This is a genomic window from Lacticaseibacillus paracasei subsp. paracasei (assembly GCF_000829035.1).
In the GTDB taxonomy this organism is placed as follows: Bacteria; Bacillota; Bacilli; order Lactobacillales; family Lactobacillaceae; genus Lacticaseibacillus; species Lacticaseibacillus paracasei.
Map to the genome: position 1 here is coordinate 851,118 of NZ_AP012541.1, position 17,459 is coordinate 868,576.

The window sequence follows — 17,459 nt, forward strand, 5'->3', positions numbered from 1 at the left end:
TCTATGAAAGGAGGTAAAACATGTTAGGAAATCTCGGACAAATTGCGGCTACTGTTAGTTTGAACATTGATCCGTTTCAAGTAAGCCAGCGAGTTTTGAATTCTTCAATTAAAGCAACTGCTGCTGAGTTGCGTGCTCAAGATGCTGCGTTTAAGGGCTCTGAAAAGTCTATCAACAACATGCGCTCAACCTATGACACATTGAGCCGCCAGTCAAAGAACTACCAAGCTCAGCTTCAGAAACAGCGAGAACAGTATGATGAAAATTCGAAAGCGGTTGAAAAACTTAATAAAAGTGAGACTGCATCGCAGGAAGAAATTAATCGTGCTACAAAGCTGCAAGCTAATGCTGCATCACAGTATAATCGGACTGCTGCCGCGGCTGCACAAAACGAGAACCGAATGGCGGCCTTACGCAAAGAGATTGCGCTGCAAAGTGACGGCTGGACTAAAGTATCAAGCGGTGCATCAAAGTTTGCGTCTGTCACTGAAAAGGCAAGCTCTAAGCTAACTAGTTTCGGATCAACGATGACCAAGGCAGTAACTGCTCCAATTGCCATTGGATTTGTAGCAGCAGCTAAATCTGCTATTGATTTCAACAGCCAAATTCAAGCAATGGGGCCCTTGCTAACAAATGGGGGTGCGATTACTGCCAAGTATCGTGCGCAACTTGATCAACTAGCATCAGCATCTAAAAAGTGGTCGGTTGAATATGGCGTTTCCACGGCTGCAATTAACGACGGCATGTCAGAAATGATCAAACGTGGCTATACCGCTGCGCAAACATTAGGCGCAATGCCTGCAGTTCTCAATGCGGCAAAAGCGTCTGGCGATGACTTCAACGATGTTATGCATGTTTCTACATCCGTTTTGGAGCAATTTGGTCTAAAGACAGAATCAACAACGGGCATGCTTAAAAACACTTCTCGCGTTACAGATACTCTTACCTATGTTGCTAATGCTACTGCAGCAGGGTTCCAAGATATGGGCGAGGCAATGACGTATGTCGGGCCTTCTGCTCATGCTGCTGGTATTTCACTCGAAGAAACAGCGGCTGCTATTGGTATTATGAGCAACAAAGGGATTGAAGGCTCAGTTGCTGGCACAGCGTTACGTGGTGCTTTAACAAGACTGTTGAAGCCCTCTAAGCAAAATCTTCAAGGCTTTAATGAATTAGGCATATCTGTTGCTGATTTCAAAAAAGGAACTTTAACTCTTCCAGAGATTCTTGACAAAATCAAGAATAACACTAAGGGGTGGACGGACCAGCAACGTGCTTCTGCAGTAGCGTTGGCTTTTGGCACTGAAGCGCAAGCCGGCATGAATGCCTTAATTGGTGCAGGTGGCGGTGAGCTACGCAAATATACCAGTGAAGCTGAGCATGCTAGCGGAACAACTGCCAAAATTGCTAACCAGTTAAACAATACGGATGCCGCCAAATTGAAGAGATTTCAAGAGTCGATTCATGTTTTAGGGATTGAAGTAGGTCAAAAACTTCTACCGACGCTGACTCCTCTTATCAAAACAGCAACCGATGTTGTCAATGCCTTTACAAAAATGGACAGTGGCACGCAACAAACCATTATCAAATTTGCAGCGTTTGCGGCAGTTGTAGGGCCAGTGAGTTCTCTGATTGGTGGGGCTCTTAAGCCTGTTACTGCTTTGAGCAAAGGAATATCTGGAATTGCGGGAGTCATTGGGCGAGCATCTGCAGCCGCAAAGCTCGGCGGAACTGCAATGGACGTGCTCAAGTCTGGCTTTAGTAAGACAGCCTTTGAAGCATTGAAGGTTGCACCAGCCGCAGCAGCGGCGGCAGAAGGCACTTCTGGAATGGGAGCAGCCATGGGCGGAGCCGCAGCGAGCGGAACAGGATTGCTAGCGGCATTGGGGCCAATCGTCCCAGTTGTTTTAGGTGTGACAGCAGTCGTCGGTGCCGGTGTAGCCATCTGGGAATTGTGGGGCAAAAAGGCTCTTGAGTCTGCTGACAGAACTTCACGATGGGGCACTGATATTGGCACCGATGCCGACCGATCTGCTTCCAAAATGAAAGATGCCTCTGGGGCAATTTCTGGTGCTTTTGATGATACAAACCACACAGTCACCCAGAATGCTAAGACGATCTCTAAAGGGTTCGACGATTTAACAAAAGCTGCAAAAGAAGCCGCTGATCAGTCTGAGACAGCAGCGAAGAAATTGGCTAAGAGCCTCGGCGGTGAAGCCGCAGAAAACATTGAAAAGCAGGCCGCTAAGGAAAAAGCCGCTAACGCTAAGCGAATCAAAGAGATGGAAAGCAACAACGAAAAGGCCCAAGCCATTACTGCATCGTTTAACAAGAGCGGAGCACAGATGACGGCTGACCAGTATCAACTGTTGGATAACTACCGTCGTAAAAATGCCGCACTGGCTGTCAAGACGCTACAGATTTCTGGATCGCAACAGAATAATGTGCTCAAGGCTGTTCTTGGTGAGAGAACTAGAATGTCTAAGAGTGCTGCCCTAGAGCAGTATCAAGATATGTGGAACGCCTCTAACAAAGAAAACAGTGCCTATAAGGCGGCACAGGACAAGATCAACACCGAGTACAAGAATGATGCTGCCATGCGTAACACGGCACTTGAAGGCTTAGAAAAAGATCACCAGAGCAAAATGAAAGTCATCTATGCTGGCGCAATTCAAGCCATGAAAGCACAAGGAACATCGCGCTCGGAAATGCTAGCGGAACTTCAAACTGACTTCCATCTGACAAGCTCACAAGCCGAATCTGCTATGAATAGTTATGAGAAGTCTATGGCCAAAGGGGTTAAGAGTAACCGAGATTTTGCTGCCGCGACTGAAGGATTTGGTAAAGCTGCTCAAGAGGCCGGTGATCACTGGAATAGTCTTGTTTTTGATCCCAAGACTGGGAAGGTGAAGACAAATCTTCCTGAAGTGTTGAAAGATACGGCCAGCACTAAAAAAGGTTGGCAGCAACTTAAATTCGATTTAAAGAATGCCAAGATCACCTCTAATGCCAAGCAAATGATTGTTGAAGCACTTGCTTCTTCTAAACAATGGCAGAAATTGAGCGTTCCCGAAAAGAATGCAATTATCCGTACTCAGGGGCGTGAACAGCTTGCTGATATTATGGATAAGTTTGTTTCCTGGAATAGTCTGTCGCTTAAGGATCAGCAAGCAATTGTGAAGGGCGATTACACGCCTTTAGTAAATGCTTTAGTCAAGAGTGGAGACTGGAACAATCTCACCTTGAAACAGCAAGAAGCAATCGTTAAAGATAAAGCAACAGCGCCATTAGTATCTTCACTTCAGCAAACCGGCGAGTGGCAGAAGCTCGACTTAAAAGTTCAAGAAGCGATTGTCAATGCTAAAGGCAAGAAAGATCTTGAAGACATCCTTTTTGACATGGGAGTTTGGAACAAGCTTCCAAATACGCAGAAATACGCAACCCTAGTTTCTTTTGGTAAGCAAGACATCGCTGATATTATCGATCAGCTAAATTTGTGGAATACACTTACACCAAAAGAAATCCAGGCTGTAGCAAAGGGCGATACCAGCTCTTTGGTGGCTGCTATTGATAAAGCAAATGACTGGAATCGATTAACTCTTGGCCAGCTAGAAGCAATCGTTAAAGATAAAGCTTCTGCAGGCTTAGTCCAGGCCATGATTAAAACCGGAGAGTGGAATGGCCTATCAATAGAAGAAAAAACTGCTATTATGCAGACCAAAGGCAAATCCGACTTAGCCGATATGGTTGTTAAATACGGTCTTTGGAACAGCCTTCCAAACTCTACTAAAAGCCTGTTGATGAACGATTCCGATGCTCGTACTAAATTAGAAAAAGCTGGAGTTGCAATTGATCAATACAATTTGTTTAAGAACCCCAACGAAAAAGGGCTAAAAGCAAATAATACTGATGTGCTTGTAAAAACAGAAGAAGCCAAAGGGGGCATTCAGAAATACAACGAAGTTCTACCTGGCTTAAAGCTTTTTAATGGGAATTCCAGTGGCGTTAAGACAGAGTCTTCTTCTGGGCAATCAAGCATTGTTAAGTATAACGAGGTATTGCCGGGTCTAAAGCTTTTCAATGGTAATTCATCGTCTGTTAATGGTGCGTCTAATTCTGGTCAAAGCAGTATCATTTTATTTAATGGAACTAACCCAGTGCTGAAGCCATTTAAAGGCGATTCGTCGAGCGTTAATAGCGAGTCATCAAAAGGGCAAAGCAGCATTCTGCTGTTCAATAGCAAAGATCCATTAATGAGATTATTTAACGGGGATGCAAGTGGAGTATCAGAAGCGTCACAAATTGGCGTCAATGCAGTTGCTGCATTCGGTGGCGATGCTACCATCACAAAAACATTCAGGATTAGTGCAGATGTTGATCCCGCTGTACAACGACTTTTGAACAGTGGCAAGTTTGCACGAGGCACTCAAAACTTTACCGGTGGATTAGCAACTATTAACGACGCATCTGGCACTCGTTATCAAGAGGTCGTCACGCTACCAAATGGAGCAAAATTTGTGGCATATGGGCGAGACGTTACCTTACCACTTCCTCGGCATACGAAAATTGAAACTGCCATGCAGTCCGCAAGAAACTACTCGATTCCACGTTTTGCTGGTGGCACCACAGACTTCGGAGGCGCTGCTAATAGAATAAACCAATTGAATCCGCAAACCTTTGTTACCAGCATTTCTAGTGGTAGCAATAGTCGTGTTGAGGATTTGCTAGCAAGACTGATCGAATTAACAACTTATAAGATTAATCATACACAACGTACTGAAGGCAAAGTAGTGCTAGAAAATAACCGCGAAATTGGCAAATGGTTGTACCCAACAATTAATGAGCTGGATAAGCAAAACACAATCAGAGAAAGACATGGAAGGGGTGTTTATTAATTGGCGAACTTGATATTTGGAGGACATAAGATTGGTAGTTCTGTTCTGCAGTTTAGTGCTGCTAGGGGAATTACATCAGAGATTGAAAACACTTCCAAGTCTGTTGGAATTAGCGATGGTGAGATGCTTATCAATAGTCGTCTTAAGTCTAGAATCATTCCAGTAACTTATGATTTTGTGGCGCTATCTCGTCGTGAATTTGAACGGCAGTTAGCGCCACTACTTTATAGCACGGATGTTCAGAAGCTAATCATTGATGATCGCCCTGATGAATTTTGGTATGCAAAAGTTGACGGCAAGATCGACATGGACCGAGCTTATTTTCTTGGCACTGGTACTATTAATTTTCTGGTTCCCGATGGCATCGCCCACTCGGTAGCCACGAAGACGTTTGACAACAAGGATCCTAAATGGAACGGTTCACCATTGAACTTGTTGACAGGAACAAGTAATTCAGATAAAACCCAATCACAGACAGGCTGGGGTAATACTGTTGGAGCCACAAATGGTGCATTCACTGGTAATGACGTGTTAGCTATGATTGGGAAGACTTATACCTACTCGGCATTTCTGACAGCAACAGACTGTGACTTGTCAATACTTGTAGCTCTACGCTATCAAAATACAGGTAAGGGAGAATACTATGGTAATACAATCAAAGCTGGAACATCAGGCTACTCTTCAGTAACATTTACTGTGCCAAATATATCGCTTGACACAATCATGTTTTTCCCAAAAAGATTTGTTGTTCAACAAACTGCTGCGCATGATATTACTTGGCGGCAAGAGAAGCTTGAGCTAGGCACCACAGCTTCTCCATGGTCACCTAACCCGGCTGATCCTGAATACTATACCGACACCATCACAGTTCACAATGGTGGCACTTATCCTGTTGAGCCAGTTATTACGGCAACTATGCACGCTGATAACGGCATGGTTGGGATTGTTAATGATCGCCCCGGTATTCTCCAATTTGGCACGCAAGAAATTGATGGTTTCACCACCGAAGAAAGCGAAGTAGCACTTGATTTGGCAGCCGTGCAAGGCTCACATATGGATAATCAAGCCGCCACAAACAATCCCTATTGGGGTGGTGATCCTAGTATGCCTAATGAACAGATTGGCAATGCGATTTGGACTCATGACGATTATGATGGCTGGAAGGTTGAGCCTAATTGGCCCAGTATTACTGGCGACCACAAGTATTGGAACGGTCCTTCAATCAAACACAACCTTGCTCAGACACATAACGGTAACTTCAAGAGCAATCTCACATGGGACGTTATGACACGCTTCCAAACTGGGGTAGCGCAGGTAGGTGCGCTCGAAACAACGTTAGAGAGTGACGGTAAGCCAATTTTTCAGATGATACTGAAGGATAATAGCGCATTGTCCGATCAGCTTTGGTGGATGTGCTACTACAAAGGCCAACTAGTCGTCAATGAACAGCTTGATCGTAGTATTTTCACTAACGACAAGTTCATTCAGTTGGAATTACAGAAATTTGGTAATTCAGTTGTTTTCCGAGTGTCACCATGGGTTGGCAATCAAGGACGAGAGACGACTATTACCCGCCAGTTTACCTTTGCGGACGCTGCCGATGTTGAGACCAAGCAATTCTCAACGTGGTTCATGCGTGACAAGACGTGGGGCGAATCGACCATGTATCTGATTGCGTCCACCGTCAAATGGCAAAACGTTAGCTGGTATACGAATATCAAGAATCGCTTTAGCGATGGTGATGTTCTCAAGATTGATGTGGCGAACGCTAAGACGTACTTGAATGGTTCTCTTGACCCGACTATGCACACGATCGGCAATCAGTGGGAACGATTTGAACTGCCACCCGGTGATACTGAGATTACTATCACGCCCTCGAGCTGGGCACAACCATTTGCATGTGAAGTCGAGATAAGGGAGGCCTGGCTATAAATGGAGTATTACTTTGCAGATCGAAAATCAAACATTTTGGGTGTTGGGTCGACTGATGGCAAAGGCGAATGGCGAATTGACAACGATATAGAAACACAAAGTGTTGACAATCGTCCTGCGGTCGAGCTTTCTCTTGATATTAAATTTACGACTGATCAGGAACAAGCAGTCAATGAGATGGCCAAAGAAACCAACTTCATTCTTTATCAGGATGAAGAAGGCAACGGTCACCAAATGGTGATCGAATCGGTTGAGCATGATTCACTAGGCCATATTCACTCAATTGTTGCTAGCGATGCTGGTAATGATTTAATTAACGAAACCGTTGGCGCCTTCAAGGCCGACAAACCATATACGATTGCTGAATACATTACAAGGTTCACAAATGATTCTGGCTGGGAGATTGGCATCAACGAATTTCCTGACAATGTTCGAACACTCGAGTGGACTAGTGAAGAATCATCGTTGGCTCGCATTATTGCCGTGGCAAAAGACTTTGACGCAGTGCTTAGCTTTGGCTTTGAGTTTGTTGGAACCAACTTGGTTAAGCGTGTCATTAACATTCGGCATGAAACGGCCGGCGATAGTTTGATCTCTTTTGAAATGAATAAGGACATCAACAACATCGTCACGCACCGCGATACCTATGACATGGAAACATCGATTAAGGCTTATGGAGCGGTGCCAGAAAGTACGGATGGATCAACTAATAAGGATCCAATTAACTTGATCGGTTACAACTGGACTGATCCAACGGGACAGTTTGTGCTTGATCAGTACGGGTTCTTGCACGATACCATTGCTGTGCAGAAATATTCACGTTTGTTAAGCAACAGCAACCCTAACCCAACACAGTCTGACTGGAATCGGGTTAAAACGTTTGATTCAAAATCGCAGGCGGCACTTTTGCAAGCGGCTTTGGCAGACTTGAAAAAGTATAACCATCCGAATGAAACCTATGATATTGATTTGGTTAACTCACCATACGTACCACTGAATCAAACCGTCCACATTGCTGATGAAAATCAACAACTATTCCTGTCTGCCAAGGTGTTGAGCATTCAGCGGAGCCGTGCTAACCATTCAGTCCAGTTGACTCTGGGTGAGTTTGCACACGAGACTGTCAGTTTTGACGAACGGCTCAGTGAGCTTGCCAACCAGATGTCGAATATCTCAAAAACCGTTCAATACTATCCTTGGCTCCGCTATGCCGATGATGATCAAGGAACAAATATGAGTGCCTTCCCAAGTGGTAAGAAGTATATGGCAATCGTTTGGTCAAATAAGACATCCGTCCCAAGCGACAATCCGGCTGATTACGCCGGCAAGTGGGCATTGATTCAGGGCAAAGATGGTGCTGACGGTGTTCCGGGTGCAAAGGGTGCAGATGGCCGTACAAGCTATTTTCACACCGCTTGGGCGAATGATGTAAGCGGCCAAAGTGGGTTCACGGTATCCGGTGGCGATGGCAAAAAGTATATGGGTACGTACAGCGATTTCATACTTGCTGATAGCACCAATCCGGCTGATTACAATTGGGCGCTTTTTAAAGGTGAAGACGGTGATCAAGGGCCAAAAGGTGATCAAGGTTTACCCGGTGCTAAGGGTGCCGATGGTCGTACTGCCTATGCCCACTTTGCTTACGCAAACAGCCAAGATGGCAAGACCGACTTCTCAACCACTGATTCTAACCGCAAGTACATTGGCTTCTATAGCGACTTCACATCTGGAGACAGCACTAATCCAAGTGACTATAGCTGGTCACTGATTAAGGGTGCGGACGGTGCTGATGGTAAAGATGGGGTGCCCGGTAAAGCCGGTGCCGATGGCAAAACACCGTACTTTCATATTGCCTATGCCGATAGCGGTGATGGTACAACGAACTTTTCGCTCGATACTCCCGGTTCTCGCAAGTACATCGGTAGTTATACAGACTTCACACAGGCTGACAGCACGAATCCGGATGTTTATAGTTGGCAACTAGTGCAAGGGCCACAAGGTCCAAAAGGTGACAGTGGTGCAGATGGCCTACCGGGTAAGGATGGCGTAGGCATCAAATCAACGCTTATCCAATACGCATCAAATACCAGCGGTACAGTAGCTCCAACAACTGGCTGGACAACAACGATTCCTGCAGCTTCCCCCGGCTATTATGTTTGGACTAAGTACACATGGACGTACACCGACGGCACTACAGAAGCAGGATACTCAGTGGGCAAGATTGGTGAGACGGGTCAAACTGGACAGAAGGGTGATACTGGTCCTCAAGGTCCGCAAGGCCCTCAAGGGCCACAGGGCCCTCAAGGTGTTCAAGGTGTTCCCGGAAGCAAGGATGTGCCATACACATACATTCAGTTGGGCACGCCCGCTAGTCCCAAGAAAGGCGACCTATGGTGGCATGGGACAACACTTAACGATGCCACAGCATTGCAATACTACGATGGGTCAACTTGGATTGATCAAAGTATTCAGCAAGCAGTGCTTAGCATCAAAAAACTGCAATCGATTGAGGTTGACAGCTCAACCTTTAATTCTCCTGACATTAATTCGCCTTTCAGCCATGTTCAGATTGACGGTGCCAAGAGTTCTGGCAATCTTGAACTAAAAGATGCGAACCTAAGTATATTGGGCAACATTGAAGACAATAATGGCAATCCCAATGGTCAATACTACAAATCTCTTTTGAGCCCTAACGGTATGTTCAACTACATCACGACACCTGACCAAAAGGGAAACATATCGTCAGTTGCACTCCAACGTGGTGCACTTCAGTTACAAACGCTGATCAGTGACCCCAGTGCCGCTACAAAAAAATATATTCAGTCTGAATTCACTTCAAAAGACAACGTGACATTTTTCTACGTCAATACAACCGCGCTAAGAAATATTGATATTGATTACGCATATATTTACTACACGCGACGTGGAAATTTGGTGACCGTCAACTTTCAAATTCACACAATAGCTAATCAGTACAATTATTTGAGACTCGCAGATATTAGACCCGGTTACAAACCTTTATTGACAAACAATATTGTTGCAAGCTGCTTGAGCTTTTCAGATCCCGGACAATCTACAGCTATGTATTCAAGCACGCCAAGCGGAGGAACGGTCGGCTGGTATAGCAACATTTCCAAAGCTTCTGGTAGTTATGGTGGCTCGGTGTCGTATCTAACTCAGGACGATTATCCGACGGGTGATTCATTTTTTGGCTAGGAGGCAATTATGAAAATCAAAGTGTGGACGGATAGCAATAATCGGCTGCTTAACTGGGCAAATGCTGATGAAAACAGACCAGTAGGGCCGACCGATGAAGGATTTGAGGTTATTGAAGTTGACGATGCTGTTGGCTTGTATGAGAACCATGCAAGTATTGTTGATGGCAAGGTTGTTCCAGATGCTGGCTATGACCCAGATGCTGACATACCTAAACCTGAGGCGTCACCAGAACAGCAAATGCTTGCTGCGCTTGCTCTTGACGTAGCGCAGATGAAGGCGGTGAAATCAAGTGACTTATTATGATCAGTGTGTACTGTTTTACAGTTGGGGGATTGATTTAACACCTTATGTACCGGTAATGATCACCCCAGATCAATACAAGCAAATTACAGGCAGTGACTATGTCGCCAGCAAAAGCTAGCGGCTATTTTTGTGGAAGGAAGTGATGACAATGTTAAATAAAATCAGAGATCACCCGATGCACACAGTACTCGCCATTGGCATAGTTGCCATTGGCTTGTTTTTAATCATCAATGACCATTATTTCATCTGGCCCCCACATTACACTGACTGGTTAAATGATGACATTGTGGGGTTTTTGTTTGTCATTGATGGACTCGTAATTGGGGGTTGGGTGCTATGGGAAACACAGTTAGCAGTAATCAATCGTCTGTTGCTTACGACTACCAGCTTTTTAATGTCGTTCTTGACAATACTGCAATTACTGACCTCAATCTCAACTGGAATCTACACAAGTTGGATCAGCAATGCGATCATAACAGCCTTCGTGCTGATTCTGGCACGAAGGAGTGACAGCCGTGACAGCAGCGATAACCAAAGCAATAGTTGATTTTGCCCCGTATCTTGCCGGTATAGCATCGGCCGTTATTGCCTTCATGACCTACCGCGAGGGTAAACGGAAGAACAGGCATGATGAGCTTGAGGATATGAATGACAGATTACGCGCAGATAATGACCGTTTGAGACGTGAGAATGAGCGTCTCAGAAAGGAAAATAATCATGAATAATTGGACAGAACTTTTGGTATCACTTGCAGTAGCGGCAGTCCCAATCATTGGGGCTTGGATTTCAAAACAGTTGCTGGCTAACAAACAGGCACTCACCTTAGTAAAGGTATTAGGCCCATTGGCAAACGCAGCGGTAACAGCAGCAGAACAGCTCGGTGTGACACAGGCGATTGATGGTGCGGTCAAGAAATCGACTGCCATTCAAGCTGTGAAAGACGGCTTAAAATCGCTTGGCTTCACCAGCACATACGAGCAGACAATTGCCAATGCAGTTGAACAATCTTATGCGAATTTGAAAGACAGCCTAGCAGAAACCTATCCACAAAAAACAGTTGATCAGGAAGCATCTAATCAAGACAAAGTAGCGGCCGCAGCTCAAGCTGCCGCAGACGCAGTTAAGGCTCAACTGGCACCGGCATCTGTTGCTCCACAGCAATAAGGAGGGCACCATGAAATTTAAAACTAAACTAATTACCTTGGTAGTCGCCTTCTTGGCGGCTATTTCTTTTGCCCTGCCATCGCAGGTGAATGCGGCCAAGGGAGATCAAGGTGTCGACTGGAGCCGGTACCAAGGAGATAACGGTGTCTTTGGTTATTCCACTGACAAGTTCGGGATCTCTCAAATCGGTGGCTATAGCGGCTACGGCACGTACGAGCAAACCACGTATAAGACGCAGGTTGCATCGTTGATTGCGGCTGGTAAGCGGGCACACACCTATATTTGGTGGCAGAATATCGACAACACCAATTTGGCCAAGCAGGTGCTAGATCATTTCTTGCCAGAGATTCAGACGCCAAAAGGGTCGATTGTTGCGCTTGATTACGAAGCTGGGTCGACCAACACGTCAACTTTGCTGTGGGCACTCGACTATATCCGCGATGCTGGTTACACACCAATGCTATACGGCTATAAGAGTTTCTTGATGAGCCATATTGACTTGTCACAGATTGCTAGCCACTATCAGCTATGGCTTGCGGAATATCCAGACTACAACGTCACCACTGTTCCGAACTATGGCTACTTCCCGAGCTTTGATAATGTAGGCATCTTCCAGTTCACTTCAACTTATCGCGCTGGCGGCCTTGATGGCAACGTTGATCTAACCGGCATCACTGATTCAGGCTACAACGGTAGCACGACAACTGACAGCGGTAAGACCTACGTCAACCCATCAACCAATACACCGGCAACCAACGCCGGTCAGCAAGCTAACAACACCACACTTAGCCAGATAAAAGCTGGCGATAGTGTTAAGGTAAACTTCGGCACAACCCGTTGGGCGAACGGTGTCTCAATGCCTAGCTGGGTTCAGGGCAAGACGTACACTGTGCAGCAAGTATCTGGATCTAACGTATTGCTTGGTGGCATCATGAGCTGGATCAACCGAAGCAATGTTGAGCTGCTGACAACGACCAGCGTGCCATCAGTAAGCTATGGCTCTACCTACACGGTTCAGTCTGGTGACAGTTGGTGGTTAATTGCTTACAAGTACGGCATGAGCATGTATACTTTGGCTTCTAACAACGGCATGACCATCAACGCTGTCATTCACCCAGGAGACGTTCTCCGAGTATCTGGCACAAGCTATTCGAGTGTATCAAGCCACACGTACTACACAGTCCAATATGGTGATAGCTTCTGGAGTATTTCCAGAAAGTATGGCATCAGTATGTACACACTGGCCGCTAACAACGGGAAATCAATCTACAGCCTGATTTACCCAGGCGAAAGCCTGTACATCAGGTAATGGCTTGCCGCTGAAGTTAAAAAATATAAATAAGGTGAGTGCATATGGCCGAAAAAGTTGATCAAGCACGAGTTATTGAGCAAAGTTATGTGAGACGTGATTTAATGAGAGCCGTTTCAGAGTTGCTGGATTCCGCTTCAGACAAGCATTCAACTGATGAACTTATAGATGCTGTTGCCTCCGTTCAGTCTGTGACAATGGCCTTGGAGCATAAATCAGCCGTTTGCGGTCCTCCTGGTCTACGTGGCTGGGACGGAGAAGAATACTGATATATCAGGTAACAAAAAAGTCCTCTGCTCGCTAACGCGGGTGGAGGGCTTTTTGTTGCTTTGAAGCACGGGCATAATGCTGTAAAATAAGATACGTAAGCAACTAAATATTTTAGTCAGCCTGTAATACCTTGTCGTTCTGCCTCCTTTGCTCAGGGAGGCTTATTTTTGTGCACAAAATATGCACAAAATGTGGTTTTCCACTATTGTATATACGTTTGTTTTCGCACTTACTCTCCGTTGTCTTGCATTCGGATGTAGCTACATAAGAAGCCTCAAAACGCTGTTAATTCGGTGTTTTGAGGTTTTTTTGAACATCAAATAAAATTTGACTGTGCCTGATATGATTAGTAGCATGAGTGGGGATTTAAAGGATGGTTAAGACATCTGACCATCACAAAATCGTTAACCGACTTTAGTGACTATTTTTTACGAAAAGCTTGTAATTTTTAATAGCTTCCGCTAGTATAAATAGAGCAATAGACACCACACATGGAGGATTAGCTCAGTTGGGAGAGCGTCTGCCTTACAAGCAGAGGGTCACAGGTTCGAGCCCTGTATCCTCCATAATGAAAACACCTACCACTGCGGCAGGTGTTTTTCTTTTACCTTTTTGAAGTTGGACGGGGCGTCCAACGCATGAGATTTGACTTAGTTTAAATAGCTATTAGAGGGGGCTGATTCTGACAATAAAAACGCCACTACTGATTGTGGTGACGGTTGATTAGCCGTGCATGCGCGCTAGATAGAGTAACAGCGTCGCAATGACTGGGCTAAATTGGTAAAGGTAGCTGGGTACTTTAAATGGTCGACGGCTGTTGATGAGCGTGACAAGGATGATGATACCGCCGATAGCTATTAAGTTGAGTCGTTGTAACCAGTAACCGATAACGACGGTGATTGCCAACAAGACCATATCTGTCCACTTGGGAAAATGGTTGGCCCATAACCCGATTAGTGCTGGCACATATAGTAATGCCAAGTCGAGCAACATATCCTGACTGAGAAAATGCAAACCCGCGTAAATAAGTAAGATTTGGAATAAAATTGCTTGGCCAAAAGCAATGGTACCAACCCATTGCTTGGTAACTTTTTGTGTGCGCAACAAAAATGTCAACAGGAGCTGAACAGCAACTAATGGTAACAAGATCCATTGATTGATGGCACCAATGATACCGGTAATAGCGGCAATGATTAGAACTAATGGGTAACGTTTAACGACCATTGCAGCCGCTAAGCAAACGCCCATGAGTAAAAGCGCGATGATTTGAAAATGCCATGTAATTTGCAAACTTAGCGCGATCAGAAACGGATAGGCGAGTATTTGTCCGATAAAGGCCGCTGCACCAGCACCTTGATTGATATTTTTCAAATTGATTATCCTTTCTATGATGCTTCCATTTTACAAAACCCTGAGACGGTAAACAAAGATTTTCGGAAATTTTACATCTTTTATGTTATGCTACTAGAGTTGCAAAACATTCCCGATGGGGTTCGTCAAAGCTATGACGAACATGCCTTGTAACCTAAAATAATAAGGGGGAAACAAAACATGCAGGAACGCCATTTATTTACGTCGGAGTCTGTTTCGGAGGGGCATCCGGATAAAATTGCTGATCAGATCAGTGATGCTATCTTGGATGCCATGCTTGAACAGGACCCCGATTCACGAGTTGCTTGCGAAACGACGGTGACAACCGGTTTGGTGCTGGTTGTCGGTGAGATATCAACAAAGGCTTACGTTGATATTCAATCAGTGGTTCGCGGGACGATTAAAAAGATCGGCTATACCAAGGAATCAGGTTTTGATCCTGATAGTGTCGGGGTGCTGGTCGCTTTGGATGAGCAGAGTCCAGATATCGCTCAAGGGGTTGACGAAAGTCTTGAAGCCCGTGAGTCTGATACTGATCCGCTTGACAAGATCGGTGCTGGCGATCAAGGCATGATGTTCGGTTTTGCCATTGACGAAACCGAAAACTATATGCCGTTACCGATTTCATTGGCCCACGCGTTAATGCGCAAAACTGATTCATTACGGCACAAGGGTGAAATTAGTTATCTGCGTCCAGATGCTAAGGCGCAGGTCACGGTGGAATATGATGATGATGACAATCCAATTCGGGTTGATTCCGTTGTTGTCTCCGTGCAACATGATCCGGATGTCACGCTTGAAGAAATTCGCCGCGATGTCGAGGCCAAGATTATTCGCACTGTGATTCCTGAAGCTTTAATGGATGATGACACGAAAATTTATGTCAATCCGACTGGCCGCTTTGTACTGGGCGGTCCGCAAGCCGATTCTGGTTTGACCGGACGCAAAATTATCGTTGACACATATGGCGGTTTTGCCCGACATGGTGGTGGTGCCTTTTCTGGTAAGGACGCGACGAAGGTTGATCGTTCGGCCAGTTATGCAGCACGTTATATTGCCAAAAATGTGGTAGCAGCGGGTTTGGCGAAACGGGTTGAAGTACAATTGGCATACGCAATCGGTGTTGCCAAACCGGTTTCCGTGTCGGTGAATACATTTGGCACAAGCGCAGTATCAGAAGATGTGATTGAACAGGCAATCCGTGAGAACTTTGACTTGCGGCCTGCTGGCATTATTAAAATGTTAGACCTGAAGCGGCCGATTTATGAACAGACGGCAGCATATGGTCATTTTGGACGTACAGATGTTGATCTTCCTTGGGAGCACTTGGATAAGGTGCAGGCTTTGCTCAAGTACCGAGATTAGCGAGAAAAGAGGCGGCCTTAGTCGAGAATTATTCTCGGCTGGGTCGTTTTTTCGTGCTTATGAGGGGCTTCTCAAGACTAACAACATCGCCTGGCAACTCAGAAGGGATATTTATGAAGCAAAGGAAAACCAATGTCGCACTCGTAACGGCGGCAATTTTTATTGGCACATTTATGACGGCGATTGAAGGCACGATTGTGTCAACGGCTATGCCAACCATTATCGGCAGTTTACATGGGGTTCATTTAATGAACTGGGTCTTTTCCATTTTTCTGTTGACTAATGCGATGGCGACGCCGATTTACGGCAAACTGAGTGACAAAATTGGTCGCAAACCAGTTTTTCTCATTGGACTAACGATATTTGTCATTGGTTCGTTGCTATCCGGTTTGTCACAATCCATGGAAATGCTAATTATTTTCCGCGCAATTCAAGGGATTGGTGCTGGGGCTATTATGCCAGTGACATTTACGATTATCGCCGATATTTATCCATTCGAAAAACGAGCAAAAATGCTCGGTTTTAATGGCTCGATGTGGGGAATCGCTTCGGTAATTGCGCCGTTATTGGGCGGTTTTATCGTTGATCAGTTAAGTTGGCACTGGATTTTCTTTATTAACGTACCGTTGGGTATTTTCACGTTTGGCCTTGTGTGGTTCTTTTTGCAGGAAGATCGGCGCAGTGTCCGGCAGCCGCTTGACATGCGCGGGACGGTTTGGCTGCTGGTGGCCTTGTTGGCGATGATGTATGGCTTTCAGACATTAGCTGAGCCCAACGGCATCTGGCAGTTAGTTGCCATGGCAATTGTGGCTACGCTGGGCTTCTGGCGTTTTTGGCAGGCAGAACGGCGTGCAGTCGATCCGATCATTGACTTGAAACTATTTGAAAATCGTACTTTTGTGATTCATAATTTGATCGCCGCTTTGATTTCGGGGTTCGTGATTGGATTTGAAGTCTACATGCCTATGTGGATTCAAGGAATTCGCGGCATGGATGCTTCCCTTGGCGGCTTTGCAGTGACCCCTAGTTCTTTGATGTGGGTCGTTGGCTCTTTTGTTGCTGGCAAGTTATTGGGCCGGTTCCAACCTAAGCCGATTCTGACAGGGGCCATGATTTGGCTGCTTGGCGGCAGTCTTGTGCTGGCATTAGTGCCGCAATCGACACCGTATTTTGTCTTTCTGCTAGTTGCCGGCGCCTTAGGATTCGGTTTTGGTTTGGTGATTACGATTACTACGGTAACAGCCCAGGCCGTTGTGGTGCCTGATCAGGTTGGCGTGGCAACGAGTTTCAATACCTTGTCTCGAACGTTGGGGCAAACACTGATGGTCTCGGTTTATGGGATTGTTTTGAATCTGCGTCTGACTCAAGGTATCGCGGCAGATAGCCGGCTGAATAGCAATATGCTCAACGAACTGATTAATCCACATACCGCCAAAAATTTACCCGCAGCAGTGTTGCCAACGCTTCGGCAAATTTTGTATGAAGGTCTGCACAACATTTACTTTTTCTCGATTATCATCGTGGCGTTGGCGATTCTAGCCAATCATTTTGAAGCAAAAAGGGTGCTGACAAAAGAAACAATTCAGGAGTCGAATGAAGAAAGCTGAATCAACTGAAATATCATACAAAAA

At 45.5% G+C, this 17,459-nt stretch carries 13 protein-coding genes, 1 tRNA gene and 1 riboswitch; of the genes, 13 read left to right on the plus strand and 1 reads right to left on the minus strand.

What is annotated here, in order from left to right:
- Positions 1-20: 20 nt before the first annotated feature.
- The 11 genes from LBPC_RS04340 (at position 21) to LBPC_RS04385 (ending at position 13,658) form a co-directional block, all read left to right on the plus strand.
- A complete protein-coding gene (locus LBPC_RS04340; protein ID WP_003661381.1) occupies positions 21-4,895 on the plus strand; it encodes a phage tail tape measure protein in 4,875 nt (1,624 codons plus the stop codon).
- Positions 4,896-6,827, plus strand: a complete 1,932-nt coding sequence (locus tag LBPC_RS04345) for a distal tail protein Dit (RefSeq protein WP_003661380.1) — start codon at positions 4,896-4,898, stop codon at positions 6,825-6,827.
- Positions 6,828-10,043 (plus strand): phage tail protein, encoded by a 3,216-nt coding sequence (locus tag LBPC_RS04350; protein WP_041091447.1) that lies wholly within the window; start codon positions 6,828-6,830, stop codon positions 10,041-10,043.
- A 9-nt stretch (positions 10,044-10,052) separates the two neighbouring features.
- Positions 10,053-10,349: a hypothetical protein gene (locus tag LBPC_RS04355; RefSeq protein ID WP_003661377.1), complete on the plus strand. Its 297-nt coding sequence runs from the start codon at positions 10,053-10,055 to the stop codon at positions 10,347-10,349.
- Positions 10,336-10,467, plus strand: a complete 132-nt coding sequence (locus tag LBPC_RS15255) for an XkdX family protein (protein WP_003605834.1) — start codon at positions 10,336-10,338, stop codon at positions 10,465-10,467. The genes LBPC_RS04355 and LBPC_RS15255 overlap by 14 nt, the downstream gene beginning before the upstream one ends.
- Before the next feature lie 30 nt (positions 10,468-10,497).
- Positions 10,498-10,896 (plus strand): hypothetical protein, encoded by a 399-nt coding sequence (locus LBPC_RS04360; RefSeq protein WP_032780964.1) that lies wholly within the window; start codon positions 10,498-10,500, stop codon positions 10,894-10,896.
- A complete protein-coding gene (locus LBPC_RS04365; RefSeq protein ID WP_016376687.1) occupies positions 10,865-11,074 on the plus strand; it encodes a hypothetical protein in 210 nt (69 codons plus the stop codon). Before LBPC_RS04360 ends, LBPC_RS04365 begins: the two co-directional genes overlap by 32 nt.
- A complete protein-coding gene (locus LBPC_RS04370; RefSeq protein WP_032780962.1) occupies positions 11,067-11,513 on the plus strand; it encodes a phage holin in 447 nt (148 codons plus the stop codon). Before LBPC_RS04365 ends, LBPC_RS04370 begins: the two co-directional genes overlap by 8 nt.
- Before the next feature lie 10 nt (positions 11,514-11,523).
- The gene (locus LBPC_RS04375; RefSeq protein WP_003661374.1) at positions 11,524-12,822 is read left to right on the plus strand and encodes a LysM peptidoglycan-binding domain-containing protein; all 1,299 of its coding nucleotides are present in this window, start codon (positions 11,524-11,526) and stop codon (positions 12,820-12,822) included.
- A gap of 44 nt (positions 12,823-12,866) precedes the next feature.
- A complete protein-coding gene (locus tag LBPC_RS04380) occupies positions 12,867-13,091 on the plus strand; it encodes a hypothetical protein (protein ID WP_003661373.1) in 225 nt (74 codons plus the stop codon).
- 494 nt (positions 13,092-13,585) lie between these two features.
- Positions 13,586-13,658 (plus strand) — tRNA-Val (locus LBPC_RS04385).
- Between the two features lie 157 nt (positions 13,659-13,815).
- On the opposite strand, the gene LBPC_RS04390 is transcribed toward LBPC_RS04385, so the two are convergent.
- A complete protein-coding gene (locus LBPC_RS04390; protein ID WP_003594455.1) occupies positions 13,816-14,463 on the minus strand; it encodes a hypothetical protein in 648 nt (215 codons plus the stop codon).
- A gap of 94 nt (positions 14,464-14,557) precedes the next feature.
- A riboswitch (SMK box riboswitch) is annotated at positions 14,558-14,646 on the plus strand.
- Here LBPC_RS04390 and metK point away from each other — a divergent pair.
- Together metK and LBPC_RS04400 are read left to right on the plus strand one after the other, a co-directional pair.
- A complete protein-coding gene (gene metK / locus LBPC_RS04395; RefSeq protein WP_003564111.1) occupies positions 14,644-15,828 on the plus strand; it encodes a methionine adenosyltransferase in 1,185 nt (394 codons plus the stop codon). It overlaps the preceding riboswitch by 3 nt.
- Positions 15,829-15,941: 113 nt before the next feature.
- Positions 15,942-17,435 (plus strand): MDR family MFS transporter, encoded by a 1,494-nt coding sequence (locus tag LBPC_RS04400; RefSeq protein ID WP_003661371.1) that lies wholly within the window; start codon positions 15,942-15,944, stop codon positions 17,433-17,435.
- The last annotated feature ends 24 nt before the right edge of the window (positions 17,436-17,459 follow it).

What these genes read in the sequence shown, in the direction of transcription:
- LBPC_RS04340 (WP_003661381.1), top strand. Translation starts at nt 21, where the DNA reads ATGTTAGGAAATCTCGGACAAATTGCGGCTACTGTTAGTTTGAACATT.
- LBPC_RS04350 (WP_041091447.1), top strand. Translation starts at nt 6,828, where the DNA reads ATGGAGTATTACTTTGCAGATCGAAAATCAAACATTTTGGGTGTTGGG.
- LBPC_RS04355 (WP_003661377.1), top strand. Translation starts at nt 10,053, where the DNA reads ATGAAAATCAAAGTGTGGACGGATAGCAATAATCGGCTGCTTAACTGG.
- LBPC_RS04360 (WP_032780964.1), top strand. Translation starts at nt 10,498, where the DNA reads ATGTTAAATAAAATCAGAGATCACCCGATGCACACAGTACTCGCCATT.
- LBPC_RS04370 (WP_032780962.1), top strand. Translation starts at nt 11,067, where the DNA reads ATGAATAATTGGACAGAACTTTTGGTATCACTTGCAGTAGCGGCAGTC.
- LBPC_RS04375 (WP_003661374.1), top strand. Translation starts at nt 11,524, where the DNA reads ATGAAATTTAAAACTAAACTAATTACCTTGGTAGTCGCCTTCTTGGCG.
- LBPC_RS04380 (WP_003661373.1), top strand. Translation starts at nt 12,867, where the DNA reads ATGGCCGAAAAAGTTGATCAAGCACGAGTTATTGAGCAAAGTTATGTG.
- metK (WP_003564111.1), top strand. Translation starts at nt 14,644, where the DNA reads ATGCAGGAACGCCATTTATTTACGTCGGAGTCTGTTTCGGAGGGGCAT.
- LBPC_RS04400 (WP_003661371.1), top strand. Translation starts at nt 15,942, where the DNA reads ATGAAGCAAAGGAAAACCAATGTCGCACTCGTAACGGCGGCAATTTTT.